Annotated in this window: 12 protein-coding genes; 6 read left to right on the top strand and 6 right to left on the bottom strand. The window is 37.3% G+C overall.

The window, feature by feature from the left end; all coding sequences use genetic code 11:
- Positions 1-29 precede the first annotated feature (29 nt).
- Together tyrR and PR833_RS07130 are read left to right on the top strand one after the other, a co-directional pair.
- Positions 30-1,589, top strand: a complete 1,560-nt coding sequence (gene tyrR / locus PR833_RS07135) for a transcriptional regulator TyrR (protein ID WP_004919254.1) — start codon at positions 30-32, stop codon at positions 1,587-1,589.
- 178 nt (positions 1,590-1,767) lie between these two features.
- On the top strand, positions 1,768-2,142 hold the full coding sequence (locus PR833_RS07130; RefSeq protein WP_014658238.1) for a hypothetical protein: 375 nt from the start codon (positions 1,768-1,770) through the stop codon (positions 2,140-2,142).
- Between the two features lie 46 nt (positions 2,143-2,188).
- On the opposite strand, the gene tpx is transcribed toward PR833_RS07130, so the two are convergent.
- Entirely contained in the window at positions 2,189-2,692 is a 504-nt protein-coding gene (tpx, locus tag PR833_RS07125) for a thiol peroxidase (RefSeq protein ID WP_272525991.1), read from the bottom strand.
- A gap of 445 nt (positions 2,693-3,137) precedes the next feature.
- Here tpx and PR833_RS07120 point away from each other — a divergent pair, with 445 nt between their 5' ends.
- Together PR833_RS07120 and zntB are read left to right on the top strand one after the other, a co-directional pair.
- On the top strand, positions 3,138-4,760 hold the full coding sequence (locus PR833_RS07120; protein WP_004919261.1) for a peptide ABC transporter substrate-binding protein: 1,623 nt from the start codon (positions 3,138-3,140) through the stop codon (positions 4,758-4,760).
- A gap of 709 nt (positions 4,761-5,469) precedes the next feature.
- Positions 5,470-6,453 carry a zinc transporter ZntB gene (gene zntB / locus PR833_RS07115; protein ID WP_004919264.1) on the top strand — a complete coding sequence of 328 codons (984 nt, stop codon included), beginning with the start codon at positions 5,470-5,472 and terminating at the stop codon, positions 6,451-6,453.
- Positions 6,454-6,796: 343 nt separating this feature from the next.
- Here zntB and ttcA read toward each other — a convergent pair whose 3' ends face one another.
- The 3 genes from ttcA to PR833_RS07100 all read right to left on the bottom strand — a co-directional run bounded on the left by ttcA (position 6,797) and on the right by PR833_RS07100 (position 10,539).
- Complete coding sequence (ttcA, locus tag PR833_RS07110; protein WP_014658240.1) at positions 6,797-7,711, bottom strand: tRNA 2-thiocytidine(32) synthetase TtcA; 915 nt, start codon at positions 7,709-7,711, stop codon at positions 6,797-6,799.
- Between the two features lie 1,440 nt (positions 7,712-9,151).
- Complete coding sequence (locus PR833_RS07105) at positions 9,152-9,400, bottom strand: helix-turn-helix domain-containing protein (RefSeq protein ID WP_004919272.1); 249 nt, start codon at positions 9,398-9,400, stop codon at positions 9,152-9,154.
- A gap of 443 nt (positions 9,401-9,843) precedes the next feature.
- On the bottom strand, positions 9,844-10,539 hold the full coding sequence (locus PR833_RS07100; protein WP_014658241.1) for an aspartate/glutamate racemase family protein: 696 nt from the start codon (positions 10,537-10,539) through the stop codon (positions 9,844-9,846).
- A gap of 238 nt (positions 10,540-10,777) precedes the next feature.
- Here PR833_RS07100 and PR833_RS07095 point away from each other — a divergent pair, with 238 nt between their 5' ends.
- Positions 10,778-11,110, top strand: a complete 333-nt coding sequence (locus PR833_RS07095; RefSeq protein ID WP_004919278.1) for an MliC family protein — start codon at positions 10,778-10,780, stop codon at positions 11,108-11,110.
- Between the two features lie 60 nt (positions 11,111-11,170).
- Here PR833_RS07095 and PR833_RS07090 read toward each other — a convergent pair whose 3' ends face one another.
- Positions 11,171-11,797, bottom strand: a complete 627-nt coding sequence (locus tag PR833_RS07090) for a glutathione S-transferase family protein (RefSeq protein WP_036943877.1) — start codon at positions 11,795-11,797, stop codon at positions 11,171-11,173.
- A 155-nt stretch (positions 11,798-11,952) separates the two neighbouring features.
- On the bottom strand, positions 11,953-15,255 hold the full coding sequence (locus tag PR833_RS07085; RefSeq protein WP_272525990.1) for a M66 family metalloprotease: 3,303 nt from the start codon (positions 15,253-15,255) through the stop codon (positions 11,953-11,955).
- A 514-nt stretch (positions 15,256-15,769) separates the two neighbouring features.
- On the opposite strand from PR833_RS07085, the gene PR833_RS07080 reads away from it, so the two are divergent.
- On the top strand, positions 15,770-16,693 hold the full coding sequence (locus PR833_RS07080) for a substrate-binding domain-containing protein (protein ID WP_014658246.1): 924 nt from the start codon (positions 15,770-15,772) through the stop codon (positions 16,691-16,693).
- Positions 16,694-16,715 lie beyond the last annotated feature (22 nt).

Below are 16,715 nucleotides of genomic sequence, written 5' to 3'. Positions count from 1 at the left end.
TATATTGTTTCTGCTAAAGGTTTTTATCCATGCGCCTCGAAGTGACTTGCCAAGACCGTATCGGTCTAACTCGTGAATTGCTTGATTTATTGGTCCTACAGAATATTGATCTTAAAGGCATTGAAATATCGGCGCAGAGACGGATATACCTCAATTTTACGCCTGTTGATTTTCAGGTGTTCAGCACGTTAATGGCAGAAATTCGTCGTATTAATGGCGTAATTGATGTACGTCGTATCTTTTTCATGCCGTCTGAGCGGGAGCATAAGGCGGTGTGGGCGCTATTAAACTCATTCCCTGAACCAGTTTTATCCATCGATAATAAACTAAACATTGAATTGGTTAACCCAATGTCATTACAAATTTTTGGCGTGGATGAAACCAAGATAAAACAAAAGACTTTCTCGCAACTGGTTAGTAACCATGGTTTACAACGTTGGTTTGAGCGAGAAGAGCCTGAAGCTTATACGGAAAGAGTAACCGTAAAAGGAAATGACTATTTAATGCAAGTCACGCCAATCATCTTAGCGGATGAAAATGGCAAGTCACACTGTACTGGTGCTGTTTTATTACTAAAATCAATAGCGATATTAGAAAAACAGCGCAAGCAAATTGTGGGTGCAGATGTGGATGGTTTTGACCTTATCGTTGCCAGTAGCCCCGCCATGTCACATGTTGTCGAACGTGCTAAACGTATCGCAATGTTAGATGAGCCTTTATTGTTAGTTGGGGAAACGGGAACAGGTAAAGATATGCTAGCCAAAGCGTGTCATTTGCATAGTGCACGCGGTAGTGCGCCATTTTTAGGGCTGAATTGTGCTTCAATGCCTGATGATGTGGTCGAAAGTGAATTGTTTGGTTATGCAGCAGGGGCATATCCGAATGCCTTAGATGGGAAAAAAGGGTTCTTTGAACAGGCAAACGGTGGCACGGTATTATTGGATGAAATTGCGGAAATGTCACCGCAAATGCAGATAAAACTATTGCGTTTTCTGAATGATGGAACATTTAGGCGCGTCGGTGAAGAGCGAGAAGTGAAAGTGGATGTGCGGGTCATTTGTGCCACACAAAAGAACCTGCCAGAGCTCGTTGCACAGAAAAAATTTAGGGAAGATTTATATTATCGCTTAAATGTTTTGAGCTTAACTATTCCTCCTTTACGTGAAAGACAAGAAGATATCCTGCCGCTAACCGAAGTTTTTGTCGCGAATTTTTCTAAAGAGCTAAATATCCCTAAACCTCGATTAGCACCTTCCTTAGTTGATTATCTAAGCCGCTATTATTGGCCTGGTAATGTAAGGCAGTTACGAAATGCCATTTATCAAGGCTTAACTCAATTAGAAGGGGATGTCCTCAATTCACATGATATTGATTTGCCAGAAATAGATAATTTACCAACGGTGGCTGTTGACTCTTTAAATGGTTCGTTAGATGAAATAACAAAACGTTATGAGGCATCGGTACTCGCACGTTTATATCGTGATTATCCAAGTACACGGAAGTTGGCAAAACGCCTTGACGTTTCCCATACCGCGATTGCGAATAAGTTACGCGAATATGGATTGAGCCAGAAAAAAGAGCAAGAATAACTTTTTTTGATGAGAAATGTGATCGTTGGCGATGATTTCATCACTGCGGGTATCTTTTAGCACAAAAAGCAAACTATACTGAGAATAACTGGATATTCATTTGAAAAACGTTAAAGCTGTATTTTGATTGATGATAACCGATATCGCAAGGCCGCCCGTGTGCCTGCAAGGAGTTGCTATGGATCAATTCGCTCTTAACTTTATTGTGAATACAAAACTACGTGAGTATCTCAATCAACGTCATTATAAAAATGATATGTTTGAGTCAGCGGCCTCGGCTGCTGAGTTATATTTGATGAATAGAGCGGCAGCCCGCTATTTAGAAAAACGCCATCGTTTCACATGGGAAGCCCTTGTTAAAAATGGCAATAAACCCCGTGATCTTATTATTGATATCCTCACATCCTCATGCCCCGCAAATAAAGAGCAGGCAATGAAAATCCTCAGTTGTTGTTCTCACTCGTTAGTCAATATGATGAGCGAAAATAAACTGTTTGCGAGTTTAGTGAATGCTAAACAGGGCAAGCCACTGAATTGGCTCTATGTGGAATAGTTGATGGGAATAAGCAGCCAGTTTTTAGGCTGGCTGCTATTGAGGATTACTTCAATGCAGCAAGTGCTTTGTCATAATCAGGTTCTTCAGTGATCTCTGGAACTAACTGGCTATAAATCACTTTATCATTCTCGTCTAATACGACAACAGAACGTGCTGTTAACCCTTTTAGTGGGCCACTCGTCATCGCAACGCCATAGTTTTTGGCAAACTCAGGGTGACGGAAAGTAGAAAGAGTGACAACGTTGTCTAAACCTTCTGCGCCACAAAAACGTGCTTGTGCAAAAGGCAAGTCAGCAGAAATACACAGGACAACAGTATTGTTGAGGTCATTGGCGAGTTGGTTAAATTTGCGTACAGATGCAGCGCAAACGCCAGTATCAACACTTGGGAAAATGTTCAGAACTTTACGTTTACCTTTGTAACTTTCCAATGTTGCTTCAGAAAGGTCTTTAGTCACTAAGGTAAATGCTTTTGCTTGATGGCCAGGTTGTAAAAATACACCATCAACGGAGACTTCATTACCTTTTAACTTGACGGACTGTGACATATTATTTTCTCCCATATATGAGCAAGTTTGTGAAACTACGAATATTATTATTGATGAGCTTGCTAGCGACCAAGCTAGCACTAGATGAATTCAATAGCAACATAACACAACCAATTTGCTTTGATTGCTAATTAAGTGCTTATCTCATTATTTTAAATCAAGTGATTTTCCATGGGGAAAGCACAATACCTAGAAAGGGTTAAAGTGGTGAGAAAAGAGTCTGTCATCGGAAACAGATTAGAGCAGAGTATATAGATTTTTAAACAATGAAAGAATATGATGCCTAAAGGGTTCTTGGTCGTTTTGTGAAGCCATCAACCTCTAGCTAAGATATTTTATTAGTCATAATATGTAGAATATCTTTTATATTTGCTTAGCTGATTTTTCGGTCTCGTAGCACGAAGTTGTCAGTTAACCTTATTTGCTAATACGACAGAATCCCAAAATGCATAAACGCTCACTTTCATCTTTAGCTATTATTTTTACAGCGATGTTTACCGCTGCTCCTGCTGTTTCGGCTGTTATTCCTGCTGGTACAGTACTGGCAGAAAAGCAAGAGGTGACCCGTCATCTAAAAGATGAACCGGCATCCTTAGATCCAATAAAGTCTGTTGGGCTGACTGAAGCTCAGGTTATGCGTGATTTATTCGAAGGGTTGGTTAATCAAGATAGTCATGGGAAACCTATCCCCGGCGTTGCGCAAAGTTGGAGCACGACGGATAATAAAACGTGGATGTTTAAGCTACGTCCTGATGCGCGTTGGTCAAATGGTGACCCTGTGACAGCCGACGATTTTGTATATAGCTGGCGTCGGTTAGTTATGCCTGAAAATACCTCACCGTTTGCGTGGTTTGGTGCCCTTGCTGGTATTAATAATGCACAACAAATTATTGATGGGAAATTACCTGCCGACCAACTGGGGGTAGAAGCCATTGACAAACGAACCCTTAAAATTACGCTTGATAAGCCAATTCCTTATTTCCCATCCTTAACGGCTAACTTTAGCTTATTCCCTGTTCATGCTAAGACGGTCGAAAAATATGGGGCGGATTGGATTAAAGTTGGTAATTTAGTGGGTAATGGTGCATTTATATTATCGGATAGAATGGTTAATGAAAAAATTGTGTTAACACCAAATCCATTCTACTGGGATCATGCAAATACTGTGATCACAAAAGTGACTTTTGTTCCTATCAACCAAGAGTCAAATGCAACAAATCGCTATTTAGCGGGGGATTTGGATATTACAGAATCTTTCCCTAAACAACGTTATCAAAAATTACTGGCAGATATTCCTAATGAGGTTTTCACACCTGACCAATTAGGCACTTATTACTATGCATTTAATACACAAAGAGCGCCAACTAACGATGCTCGTGTGCGTAAAGCCTTATCAATGACGATTGATCGTAATTTGATTGCTAAAAAAGTATTAGGTACAGGGGAAAAGCCAGCAAATCGTTTTACGCCAGACGTGACAGCCGGATTCAAACCGCAAAAAGGGATGTATGATAATGCTTCCCAAAAAGAGTTAGATGAAAAGGCAAAAGCGCTATTGCATTCAGCAGGCTATGGGCCTAATAACCCGTTAAGATTGGTTCTTCTGTATAATAGTTCGGAAAATCACCAAAAAATTGCCATTGCTGTGGCTTCAATGTGGAAGAAAAAATTGGGGGCTGAAGTTAAGCTAGTCAACCAAGAATGGAAAACCTATATTGATAGCCGCAATACGGGGAACTTTGACGTCATTAGGGCATCTTGGATAGGGGATTTTAATGAACCCTCTACCTTCTTATCGTTATTAACCGCTCAACACAGTGGCAATATCCCCAAATTTAATAGCAAAAGATATGATGAGGTGATGGCTTCGGCGAGTATTGAGACAAACGAAGAGTTGCGTAACCGTTATTATAATCAAGCGGAAGAAATAATCGCTCAAGAAGCACCGATTGCCCCAATATATCAGTATACGAATGGGCGTTTGATTAAGCCATGGTTAAAAGGGTATCCAATAGAAAACCCTGAAGATGTGGCATACAGCCATAGTTTTTATATTATTGAACACTAACGCCATACGCAGCCTATATATTTTTATATGGGCTGTTTTTTTGGTGTAAAAAAGAAAAAGCTCCTTCCGCTGGAGAGACAGAAGGAGGACCAAAAAAGGAATAAACACTACAAAGTGAATACTAATGTAGTCCGATGTTAATTTATTGTTCTTTTGTGGCAAAGTAATGTTGGTATTTAGCAAAAATGGCGGTTGCAAAACAAATCGTTCGCTTCTACTGACTATACTTTCATTTTAACGCATTATTCTTACGTATTATCTGATAGCTGTCTGTTAATTAAACAAAATTTTATATATTACGTCGAATAAGCGAAGAGAATATACTCGCTTTGATGTGTCATATTAATATAGGCGTTAGGCTGGATAGTGGGGGCTTGCGAATTTTGTTATGACTACCATGATGAATAGATAATAAGCAGGCATGGTGAAAATATGGAGAATAATAAATATTCTAAATGAGATTTAACAGTACCATACTGATATTTCAAGCTTTGGTAGGGCTTATTTGAGATAAGCTAATAAGCAAAAATAGGCGTTATTCAACCTATATTTTATGTTACCTATATATTCAATCTAATCTAAGATATTTCTTATATTATCGATACGATAAAACCGTGAATTGGGCCAACGCTATTTTTCACCTTGATATTTCCGGCATATTCCCTCTATGCTATAACGATAACTGGCTTAAAAGGAAGGAGATAACGGCATGGCGTTGATTTATGGCTCATTATTTCAGAGTTCAAACCCTGTACATGCATTCCAATTAAATGGAGAGGGTGGATTTATTCCCCTTGATGTTAACGCGAGTGCCACTCAACAATCTCCTTTTTGGCTACATTATGATTATAAAAATCGAGAAAGTGAGCAATGGATCCAAAACTCAGAGCTGTTTAGCGAACAAGTTAAAGCCGCGCTTTGTGGCCATGCAGGTCGTTGGCGAATTTTGAGAGTTGGCGATGGCATTTTATTAACATTGCAAACGTTGAACACTAATGCAGGCCAGCGCCCTGAACAGCTAGTCGCTTTCCGTGTCTTTATTAACAGTCGATTGATTATTTCAAGTCGCCATAGAAAAGTAAATTCGCTCGATTCAGTTATTATTGACTTACAAGAAGGGGTTGGCGCGCAAAGTACCGGAGATTGGCTGGTGGAAGTTGCGGATGCGATTACTGATGAAATCAGCGACTTTACCGATACTTTACATGAACGTTTAATTGGGATGGAAGATACCATTTTGAATGGTGAAATCCCTGAGCGCGGTGAACTTGCGTTATTACGCAAACAAATTATTGTGATACGTCGCTATATGGCACCACAGCGGGATATGTTGGCGCGTTTGGCGACAGAAAAGCTATTATGGATTGATGATACCGATAGGCGGCGGTTGCAGGAAATTTCCGATCGTTTAGGGCGTTGTATTGAGGATTTGGATGGTTTTGTTTCGCGTACAGCAATTATGTCTGATGAAATCACCAATATGATGACCGAAATGATGAACCGTCGTATTTATACGATGTCACTACTTGCGATGATTTTTTTACCAACAACTTTTTTAACAGGGTTATTTGGGGTCAATTTAGCAGGTATTCCTGGCAGTGAATTTAGGTTTGCATTCAGCGTATTTTGTCTCTTATTGGCGGTATTAATTGGTACTGTTTTTTGGTGGTTGAGAAAAAGCCGTTGGCTTTAAAAAGAAAGTTATCTGTGTTAACCCACCCTTGTTTGAGATAAATCAATAAAAGGTACGTTGATTTGGTGCACTATTAATTCCGCAGGTGAATGCAACGTTGAGCGATGAACGTTGTGCTCCATAATTGTAGTTTTTCTCATATTGAGTTCTTGTACAGAATAATTGACCACTGTAATGCCGATGTATATTGCATCGGCTTTTTTTTATTCTAAATTTACCTTCAATCCATTCACATTGTAGAGAATGCAAAACGGATATTTGTTGGGGGAGCGACATTCAGGTGCGCAACATGATACAAATAAGTATCTTGCCACCTTCATACAAAGTGATGGTGGCAATGGCGTTATTTCACCTCAATAACATTCAGGCGTTCCGCAGTAAATTCAGGCCTATCGTCATCATCAACTTGGTGTTGTGTGGGGATTTCTTCTCGATCAAATGCTAAATCGCCACCATTGATGACGGTATCGCCATGAGCGACATTTTTAAAATCAAACAACTCAGTATCACATAAGTGAGAGGGAACGACATTTTGAGTGGCTCTGAACATCGTTTCAATACGACCTGGGTAGCGTTTATCCCAATCACGTAGCAGATCTTTAATTACTTGACGCTGTAAATTAGGTTGTGAGCCACAAAGATTACACGGAATAATTGGAAATTCTTTTGCTTGGGCGTAACGCTCAATATCTTTTTCTCGGCAATAAGCTAAAGGGCGGATCACAATATGTTTACCGTCATCGCTCATTAATTTAGGTGGCATACCTTTTAGTTTTCCACCGTAAAACATATTTAGAAAAAGAGTTTGTAAGATATCGTCGCGATGGTGGCCTAGTGCGATTTTAGTTGCGCCTAATTCTGTTGCGGTACGATATAAAATGCCTCTACGTAAACGGGAGCATAGTGAGCATGTTGTTTTCCCTTCTGGGATTTTCTCTTTTACAATCCCATAGGTATTCTCTTCAACAATCTTGTACTCGACTCCGAGGTTTTCAAGGTATTCGGGGAGAATATGCTCGGGGAAACCGGGTTGTTTTTGATCTAAGTTGACAGCAACCAACGAGAAAGAGATCGGTGCACTTTTTTGCAAGCTTTGCAAAATAGAAAGTAGGGTATAACTGTCTTTACCACCAGATAGGCAGACCATAATCCGATCGCCATCTTCAATCATGTTGAAGTCGGCAATGGCTTGCCCTACATCGCGGCGCAATTTTTTTTGTAGCTTGTTAAAGTTATATTGTTCTTTCTGTGCGTTCATTTTCTACTGTTCTGTATCGTTGCTGATTATTGTTTAATTCAATGATTTTTAAGTTTTTTGTTTTTAATTGTCCTCATGGCCTATCATCTTGCTGTATCTTTTGTATAAGAAATAAGGCGCTTTATGGATGCGGGCAATAAACTCACTAACAAAAAACTTAAGGCAATCCTCGGTAAGGAAATTGCTAAGCCAGCCATAATAGCAGATGGACGAGGTCTTTCGATACAGGTAAGTCAAAATTGATCCATTTTAATAAATGAGGAGCTTTAGTAATGGAAGATAATTCAATTATTGTGGTGTTCATAACATAATGAAAAATCATAAGTTATAGTCAAAAGATCAAACTCAAATCTGTTAAATCCTAGAATCTTTAGGTATCGTAGCAACGCGCATTACAACCTCTAAAAAGCGTGGTTTCCATAGTGATAGAGGTACTTATATATCAATAAATTATATCGGTTGGCATGCGATAATGGCGGCATTAGTGCCGGAGATTAGTTAGCCAAGGTATGTATGAATCTAGCCATAAAACAAATTGCATTAACACAACAGATAAAGCGATAACCCGCCATATCGATGGTTTTATCCATGTCATGCAAGATAAAAATAGAATCACAATAATGGATAAAAAAATCCTGACAAATAAAACGACTAACATAAGTGAATAGGCATGATTTACATCTAGCACTCGATATTTAAACACAAGTATCGAGGCAAACGTCATACTAGGAAGGATCAACATCCAAATCAGGAAAAATACAATGGCTAATGAATACCGACTTGTGCAGTATTTATGTAATTTACTCACCCAATACCCCAGATAAAAAATTAACTTAAGTTATATATTAAATAAATAAAGATTAAATGTCATCAAAAGTGTATTCAATGGTGATTAGTGAATAAAAAGTAGATTTTTCATTGGCTGATGCTGCTATGGCGTTTAATCAGTCAAGCATAGGGTTTTTGACATCGTGTGTCGGTAAGAAATCAAAAATATTGGCTGCCATCATAAAGTGGTTTAGCTTTGATGTTGCGATTGGATTAGAATAAATTTTAGGGCAGTGAAAAATTATTAACGCATTAAAAAACAGCTAGAAATTCACAGTATATCTCGTTGATATTTTGATAATGCATTGCTTTATCAATTAGATATTAAAAAATACGATGGTATAGTTGCTAATAAAAGTAGCAATAACACATTAATATTGAGCGATTATTACTGTTTTTTTTGTAAAGCGCATGCTTGTTAACTTATTTAACTCATATTGTTAAATTTTATTATTCATCTAAAACTATTAATTATTAAATTTACTAGCTAGTCTTTATCATAAAATGATCATTAGAATAATACTAAGAATAACAAAAAATTAAATAACATTGGAAACAGTAGGGCGTTTAGCCCTGCTGTATATTCAGGGGGGAAGGAAGGACAGTCAATATCTATATCCAAGTTGGTTTTCCTGGTTTTTCAAAAACTTCAAGCAAATGTTTAATATCCACATCCAGTATACTAGAAACAATCATTAGGTGTTCCACATAAATAGAGACGCTTCCTTCTTCATATTGAATATAGTTTCGTTCTGATATTTTTAATGCAGCAGCCATGGCTTCTGTAGAGATACCTCGGGATGTACGTAGTTTTCTAATATAGTTGCCTAAAGCGATTCCTCTAAAGTTTGGTTGCTTCATGAGTCAATTATCCATAGCGTAAAATGTAAGGCTATTATCAGAAATAATATGATTAATTCAATAGTATTATTCTGCTAAAAAAGTGTATTTCATAAAGTCAAAATAATCATATGGAAATTTTATATTTATCTAATAGTGAATTTGGCGATAAATGAATCTAAAAAATGTCAGATTTGTACAGTTATAGATATTAAAACTAATATCACTGGATAAATAATTTTTCTTAACATAAGAAAAGTTAAGTAAATTCACTTAGTGCATGGTAAGAAATGACGAAAAATGAGGTAAATACAATTAAAAGTAAAAACGATAAATCTATCCCACTTTATCTGTTTCAAAAATAGAAGGTCTATTATCAATAAAGTATTTAACATCATAAAATCACCTTACTCTATTTTGAGCTAATAATAGTAAGGTGCTATTTTCAAGGAAATAAATATTTATTATTCGCTTAAAGCAAAATCAACAGCTTTTTGAGCATGTAAAGCCGTTGTATCAAAAATAGGTACCGATGTATCATTTTGATCTACCAATAGCGTGATCTCTGTGCAACCCAAAATGATCCCTTCCGCGCCATTTTCAACCAGTGATGCCATAATTCGTTGATATTGCTTTTTAGATCCGTTAGTGATTTTTCCTAGGCACAGCTCTTGATAAATGATGTCATGAACAATTTTTCTATCTTGGTCGTTAGGTGTGAGCACAGATAAATTGTATTTTTCATGAAGACGATCTTTATAAAAAGGTTGCTCCATCGTAAAAGCCGTACCTAATAAACCGATTTTTCTAATGCCTGAATTGATAATGCGTTCGCCAGTCGCATCAGCAATATGCAGTAAAGGAATATTAATGTTATTCTCAATTTGCTCGGCAACTTTGTGCATTGTATTAGTACAAAGTACAACAAAGTCAGCACCTGCTTGCTCTACGTTTTTTCCTGCCTGCGCAAGGTATTGACCCGCAAGCTCCCATTGCCCTGCCGATTGCATATGTTCTATTTCAGCGAAATCGACACTATATAAAGCGATTTTTGCTGAATGAAGACCGCCAAGCTGTTGCTTGATGCCTTCATTAATCTGCCGGTAGTAAAGCAAAGTTGATTCCCAACTCATTCCCCCGATTAAACCAATTGTTTTCATATCCGTTTCTCCATTATATTTTTTATAACTAAGAATACTTCTATAACAACTATTTTTTTAGGGCAATAGATTATTTAAGCTATTAAAATAACAAGTAGAAACTCTTAGATAAATTAAAAAAATAAAATGAAATGACGAAAAAAGAATAATTACGGATGAATCTTATGTATCAAAAAATGAGATTTGTCATGATATCGCCGAGAGGTAAGAACCTCTCAAAGCGATTTAAGGAGAAAAAATGCGTAAAGTTATTTCAGTTTCGGCTATAGCACTTGTTTCTGCATTAACAGCGTCATCTGCTTTTGCGGCAAAAACGGACACTTATAAGTGTGAAGATCAGAAAATTAGAGTTTCATTCCCTGATGAAAATACCGCTGTGATGCTTTATAGCGATGAACTTATCGTGTTAAAAAGCGCTCCAGCAGCAAATGGCGCTCGTTATGTTGGCGAAAACATGCAGTTGTGGTCTCATGGGAAGAATGAGTTTAATTTAGCCACAATTTCTGAAGATGATGTTGTTAACAATCGCATTACTGATGATAAAGGCCGTACTTGTAAATTAGTCAAATAATTAATGGAGTGTGCTAATTTATTTAGCACACTCTACTTTACTAATTATCGGTTATTGAAATTAAGGGATATTGGGGTCTAAATATAATTTAGCGGCAGGACGCGTTAATACTTGCTGATAATATTGTGAAATAGCAGGGGTGTTTGGCCTAATAATCGGTGTAAGCAACCAGCGATGTATAGAGAGTGCTAGAGTAATATCGGCTACCGTAAATTGTTTTCCATTAATAAAATTACCATTTTTTTCAAGCTCTGCTTCAAGCAGCAGCATTTTACTGTTCCACTCATCAGTACTTTTAGCTATCAATTCAGGGTACTGGATAAAACTATCACTTTTCCGAACAAGTGCCATAAAAGCAGCACGCCATGCGCTGTTTAGTTCAGTTGCTTGCCAATCCATCCATTTTTCAACGTCTGCTTTTTCTTCTGGGCTTTCAGGCAGCAGATCAAAGCGTTGTGCCTTGGTGGCAATATAGCGGCAAATTGTATTACTTTCCCACAAAATACCATTTTCGTGGATTAATACGGGGACGAGCCCATTAGGATTAAGCTTAAGATAATCAGCAGATTTTAGGCTTAACTCATCTCCCCATTGTGGCTCATGAATGAAGGGAAGTTGAGCTTCTTGTGCAGCCCACAGGACTTTGCGAACATTGATTGATGTGGTACGACCTAGGATCTTTAGCATAACGGCCTCGAAAAGCATCAATAAGAAATAATGGGAATAACATAGCTCTATAGGAAGCGCAATTTAAATGTGGTGATATCAGTTAAAAGCGCCATTATTGCTAATGGCGACGATGAAACGACGCCTATACGTATTGTAGTAGGCGTACACAAGAGTTAACTTTGAATAATACCATTGATGGTGGTAGGAAGAGGTTGATCAGTTAGTTCAATATGCTGTGATGAGACTCGTTGCCCTTTAACATATAACTCTGCTTTTACTGGCTCTAAGCAACGTTCAATATTAATGTGGAACTTATTCATTAACTGGCTAATAAATCGGTGTTGATCAAGTTGATATTGTTTTACCTCACCATTACGTAGCGTCACTGCAAGATATGGTTTAGTCGTATCGATAGTATCGTTGTTGTATACCATCCCATAAGAGCCTTCTAACGCAGGGTAGATATAGCTTTTTAATTGATTTTGTGGGTCATAAAAACCGACTAAAGTGACAACCGGAACGCCTTGTTTTACGGGTTTTTGAATGAAGGTTAATTCAGAGGACGGCTCCCATGAATCTCCATTTGAAATATAATACACTTTTGTATTATGGCTGATTATCTGCTTATTACCATTAACATGTAGTTTAATACTCCATTGAGAAGTGCAATCTATCTCAATCACTTTATTTTTATTGCTGTGATCCGCTTGAGGTAGATAAATATTGGGTGGGTAGTGAGAATTATAACTCTCTATTTTTATATGGTCATTTTTATTAAGTAGCGCTGATAAAGTTGTTTCCGTAACATCTTGATTATCTACTATTGGTACATCCACAAAAGAAATATTTTTTGCATGAGGGGGTAGGTACTCTTGCATTGTTTGTGTATTGGGATCCCACTTTTGATAACCTGTTGACGATGTTTTGCTAAATATTGCAGAGTTCTCGAAAAAATGTTGAATAGCTTGAGCCGTTGTTGGGGTATGTAATGTGTACGCATTGTACGCTTTATCGTATAGCTCACCACCAGACATAGCATCTTTTAGCATTGCATGTTGCATATAGGGTTCTGCTTTTTCTGCATTAGGATCACGCGCATCTAAAACCGTGTACTTATTTGTTTTCTTTTTTTCAAAGTTAGGAATAAAAAAGTTGTTGTCGGCATCCCATCCCCATGTCGAATTAGGTTTATCGGGGGTTGCATGAACACCGCCTTTAAATCCCTTAAAGTAATGACCAATCTTATAATTATGACCCAGTTCATGACTAAATTCATTATCTACGGTGTTGTATAATGTGGCTTTTCCCGCTCCTCCTGACCAACCGTGCTCTTGTAAACCATTTTTATATATACCACGGGAATTATGTATCGTAATTTGTGCGGTAGGTAAGTAGTTATTTTCTTTTGTCGCCGATGAATGAACGCCGTAATTGGCTAAATTAATGCCATCTGAAATAAGATCTTTAGAAATTTGCTCTCGCATATCCCCATTATGCCCACCTCCATCATCATCTGAACGATGAGTTAAATGTTTTCCTGAAGGAAGAACAATCTCTTTTAAGTGGATTGGAGCGTAGTGAGAGACGATTAAACGATTAATAGGGATTTGTTGGAAATATTGGCGTTGTAATTCAGCATTTTTTTGAAATGCTAATTCTCCTCTATAGGGAGTCAACATGCCGATATCGATAGTATGGAGCAGAAGTTCTGTTGGGGCTCCGACATAAATATCAGATAGCGTACCTTGTTTTCCATGATAATCGAATTCCAACCTTATTTTGGGCTTAATGTATTCAGCAGGAATAGCAACAGACCAGCCATTTTCGATATACCTGATTTCATCACTGTCATCATTAATTAAAGGCTCACCTTCATATGTACGCCAAAAACCAAATTCATCACAAACAAATAATTGGCTATCACCTTTTTTTATCGTTATTTTTTGGTCACCATAGAAAACATGACTGTCATAGTCAGCCTCTGATGAAAAATAAATTTTTTTATTTTTAAAATTGGGATGAGTTTCTAATGTAAAATGACGGGCCCAATTAGCATTACGCGTTGCGATATGGATGTTATCATTGTTATTGATAACTTCGTTAAAATAGCAAATATCTTTTGATATTTTTTGCAATTCCTTGTTTTTATTTATCTTGATATCAAATGATTGAGGCAAGGCATAGTTAACCGTACTTTGGGTATCCGGAGAGTAAATTGACCATACACCTTCATCATCACTAATAAAAAGCTTAGTTTCACCCGTAGTAATTCTAACTTCATTATCGCCATAGGTAACATCACTATTAAAATAAGCTTGAGAAGTGAAAAGTATTTTTTTATTGGAATATTGTTTACTATTGGGGATAATAAAATCTTTCGCCCAATGGTAATCTCTGGTTGCTATTTTAATAGTGTCATTTTTTTTAATAATATCTTGGAATAATTTGGGGTTCTTAGAGATATGATTAATATCATCATTTGTCGTAAATTCCACATCAAAGGTTTCGGGGGTTTTGTATTTATCAATATTTAAGGCTTGTTGATAGTGAAAAGACAATCTAGATTCGTCACGAGTAAACCAACGACCTGTTTCATCGCTTATCATAACAAAAGATTGCTGTGCAGAGAGAGGTATTGAATTATTTCTATATTTAATATTTGCATCGATATTATCCGCTAAATTCAATATGAGTTTTTTATTCGGGCGTTTTTTTAAACTATCTAAGTTAATAGATAAATTTTCAGCGTCAATATCGACTCTAATAATGTCATTTTCGGTCATAAGTTGATTGAGGTAGTTTGTGCTCTCAGTCAATTCTTTAATCTTTTTTGATGCATTGATAGTAAAATCAAACGATTTAGGAATAGTAAAATCGTCAGGTGTTAAGCGGGTAAACCGTTGCTCAGTGCCTGCAATTTTAGGCAGTTTTGATGGGGGAAGTAGGTAGGTTGAATATATCTTTTCATTATCCTCATTATAGACCTTAATATTTAATTGCTCATTTTCTTTGATTTTTTCATGAGGCTTAAATATCACCAATGTTTTACGGCCTGAAACGAGATGAGGTTGTATATCATCATCAATTCGATTAATGGCTGGGATAATGCTATGTTGAGCATAAAATACATTCCCCTTAAGATCCCCTTGGATATCACTTGGATAATTATTTGTATTATAGTAAAAAACTTTCCCTAGTTTTTCTTTGTATTCAGACAATAACTTATTATACACCCCTTGTTCATCGGTCATTTTTTTAATCAGCGCATGATTATTAATCTGTGTATCAAATAACCGTGAGATAACAAGGTTATCTATCAACGATTGCCAAAAATCAAACAGTGTATTTGGGTTATTATTAAGGTCATTAAGACCTAATAAATGAGATGAATGAGTATCATTTTCTTTATTTAATTGTGTTGTCGGTATCATCACTTCATGACGATTTTGGCAAATGCAAATTGTCAAAGCTAGCATATAAATCCTTTTAATTGATTAGTTTATTGCTAATATCTTCATTTTATTAGCAGTATTAGATAATAAAGAAAAAAATAAAAATGATAAGCAAATTATTTTATAGTTAATCTTAATTTAGCCAAATAATCAGTCAGTTGTTCATTCTGAACACTTGAATTTCTTGATTTATTCATTAATAGCAATTCGCTTAGAGATAATCCCATCGGTTAATAAAATAGAATGAATATTTCATTTCTTTACGAAAGAAATCACCAAGATCTCAAGGGGTAAAAAAGGCGCCGAAGTCCCCTTAATCAGGGGATAGAATGAGAGAAATCTGTGATCTTTGTAACACAATTTTCTGACTTTCCACTTAATTTCGTTATCAACACAACAAAAACAAAATTTTCATATAATAAAAATTGGAATATATGTTTCATTAATGTATATCTATGTTATCGCCATGTTAAATATTGGTGACATCAAAACACAACATGTATTCATAATCAGTGGGAAGGGCAAAATGAAAAATATCATGAAATTAACCGCGCTGGTTGCTGTATTGGGTTTAACACCGAGTGTGATGGCTGAAAATGAACAAATTGTCTTTAGTCCGCCAACATTGGCCAGCCCGTTTGAAGTGCATATGCAGAAATCGGCGGTGAAAACCGCTAAAGAGTTAGGAGTCAATATTCAAGTCTTAGATGGGCAAGGTAGCTCACCTAAGCAGGTTGCTGATATTGAAAATGCGATCACACGAGGTGCACAGGGCTTTATTGTGTCACCTAATGATGTCAATGCCATTGCCGATGCGGTGGTTGAAATTCAAAGCGCTGGCTTACCGGTGGTGACTCTTGATAGAACCATTAATGCACAACAACCGGTGCCGCATTTTGGGGCTAATAATTACAAAGGCGGTTACGCCATTGCGGAATATGTCAAAAAGCAGTTTCCAAATGGCGCCGATCTGATCTTAATTACAGGACAACCTGGCTCCTCATCAAATATTGAACGTACGAAAGGGATCCGCGATAGCTTAAAAGAAGGGGGGAGTAAATACCGCTTAGTCGCTGACCAAAATGGTAACTGGATGCGAGCGGAAGGGATGCGCATCACCGAAAGTTTATTGCCTTCACTCGCGAAAAAACCGGATGTGATCTTATCTGCTAACGATGATATGGCCCTTGGTGCGATTGAGGCGCTGAGCGCGCAAGGTTATAAACCGGGCGACATTTTAGTGACAGGTTTTGATGCAAGTCCTGAAGCACTTAGTCGTATTAAGGAAGGTTGGATGGCTGTAACGGCAGATCAGCGCGCAGGCTACGCAGTAAAAATGGCGATGGGGCAATTGGTCGATAATATTCGTGACAAAAAAGCGATCACAGGCGCGGATTACCCTCCCACAATTATTAGCAAAGATAACCTTGATCAAGCGGAACGTATTGGTGAATTGAAATAGTCATTTACAGTGCTATTCAGGG

The organism is Providencia sp. PROV189 (genome assembly GCF_028480065.1).
Taxonomy (GTDB): Bacteria; Pseudomonadota; Gammaproteobacteria; order Enterobacterales; family Enterobacteriaceae; genus Providencia; species Providencia stuartii.
Note: the sequence above shows the minus strand (reverse complement) of the source record. Positions and strands in the feature narration are given on the sequence as shown.

Bases quoted from the DNA above. Each gene is read 5' to 3' on its own strand.
- ttcA (WP_014658240.1), bottom strand. From the start codon at position 7,711: ATGAACGCACAGAAAGAACAATATAACTTTAACAAGCTACAAAAAAAA.
- PR833_RS07105 (WP_004919272.1), bottom strand. From the start codon at position 9,400: ATGAAGCAACCAAACTTTAGAGGAATCGCTTTAGGCAACTATATTAGA.
- tpx (WP_272525991.1), bottom strand. From the start codon at position 2,692: ATGTCACAGTCCGTCAAGTTAAAAGGTAATGAAGTCTCCGTTGATGGT.
- PR833_RS07130 (WP_014658238.1), top strand. From the start codon at position 1,768: ATGGATCAATTCGCTCTTAACTTTATTGTGAATACAAAACTACGTGAG.
- PR833_RS07095 (WP_004919278.1), top strand. From the start codon at position 10,778: ATGCGTAAAGTTATTTCAGTTTCGGCTATAGCACTTGTTTCTGCATTA.
- PR833_RS07120 (WP_004919261.1), top strand. From the start codon at position 3,138: ATGCATAAACGCTCACTTTCATCTTTAGCTATTATTTTTACAGCGATG.
- PR833_RS07080 (WP_014658246.1), top strand. From the start codon at position 15,770: ATGAAATTAACCGCGCTGGTTGCTGTATTGGGTTTAACACCGAGTGTG.
- zntB (WP_004919264.1), top strand. From the start codon at position 5,470: ATGGCGTTGATTTATGGCTCATTATTTCAGAGTTCAAACCCTGTACAT.
- PR833_RS07100 (WP_014658241.1), bottom strand. From the start codon at position 10,539: ATGAAAACAATTGGTTTAATCGGGGGAATGAGTTGGGAATCAACTTTG.
- tyrR (WP_004919254.1), top strand. From the start codon at position 30: ATGCGCCTCGAAGTGACTTGCCAAGACCGTATCGGTCTAACTCGTGAA.
- PR833_RS07085 (WP_272525990.1), bottom strand. From the start codon at position 15,255: ATGCTAGCTTTGACAATTTGCATTTGCCAAAATCGTCATGAAGTGATG.
- PR833_RS07090 (WP_036943877.1), bottom strand. From the start codon at position 11,797: ATGCTAAAGATCCTAGGTCGTACCACATCAATCAATGTTCGCAAAGTC.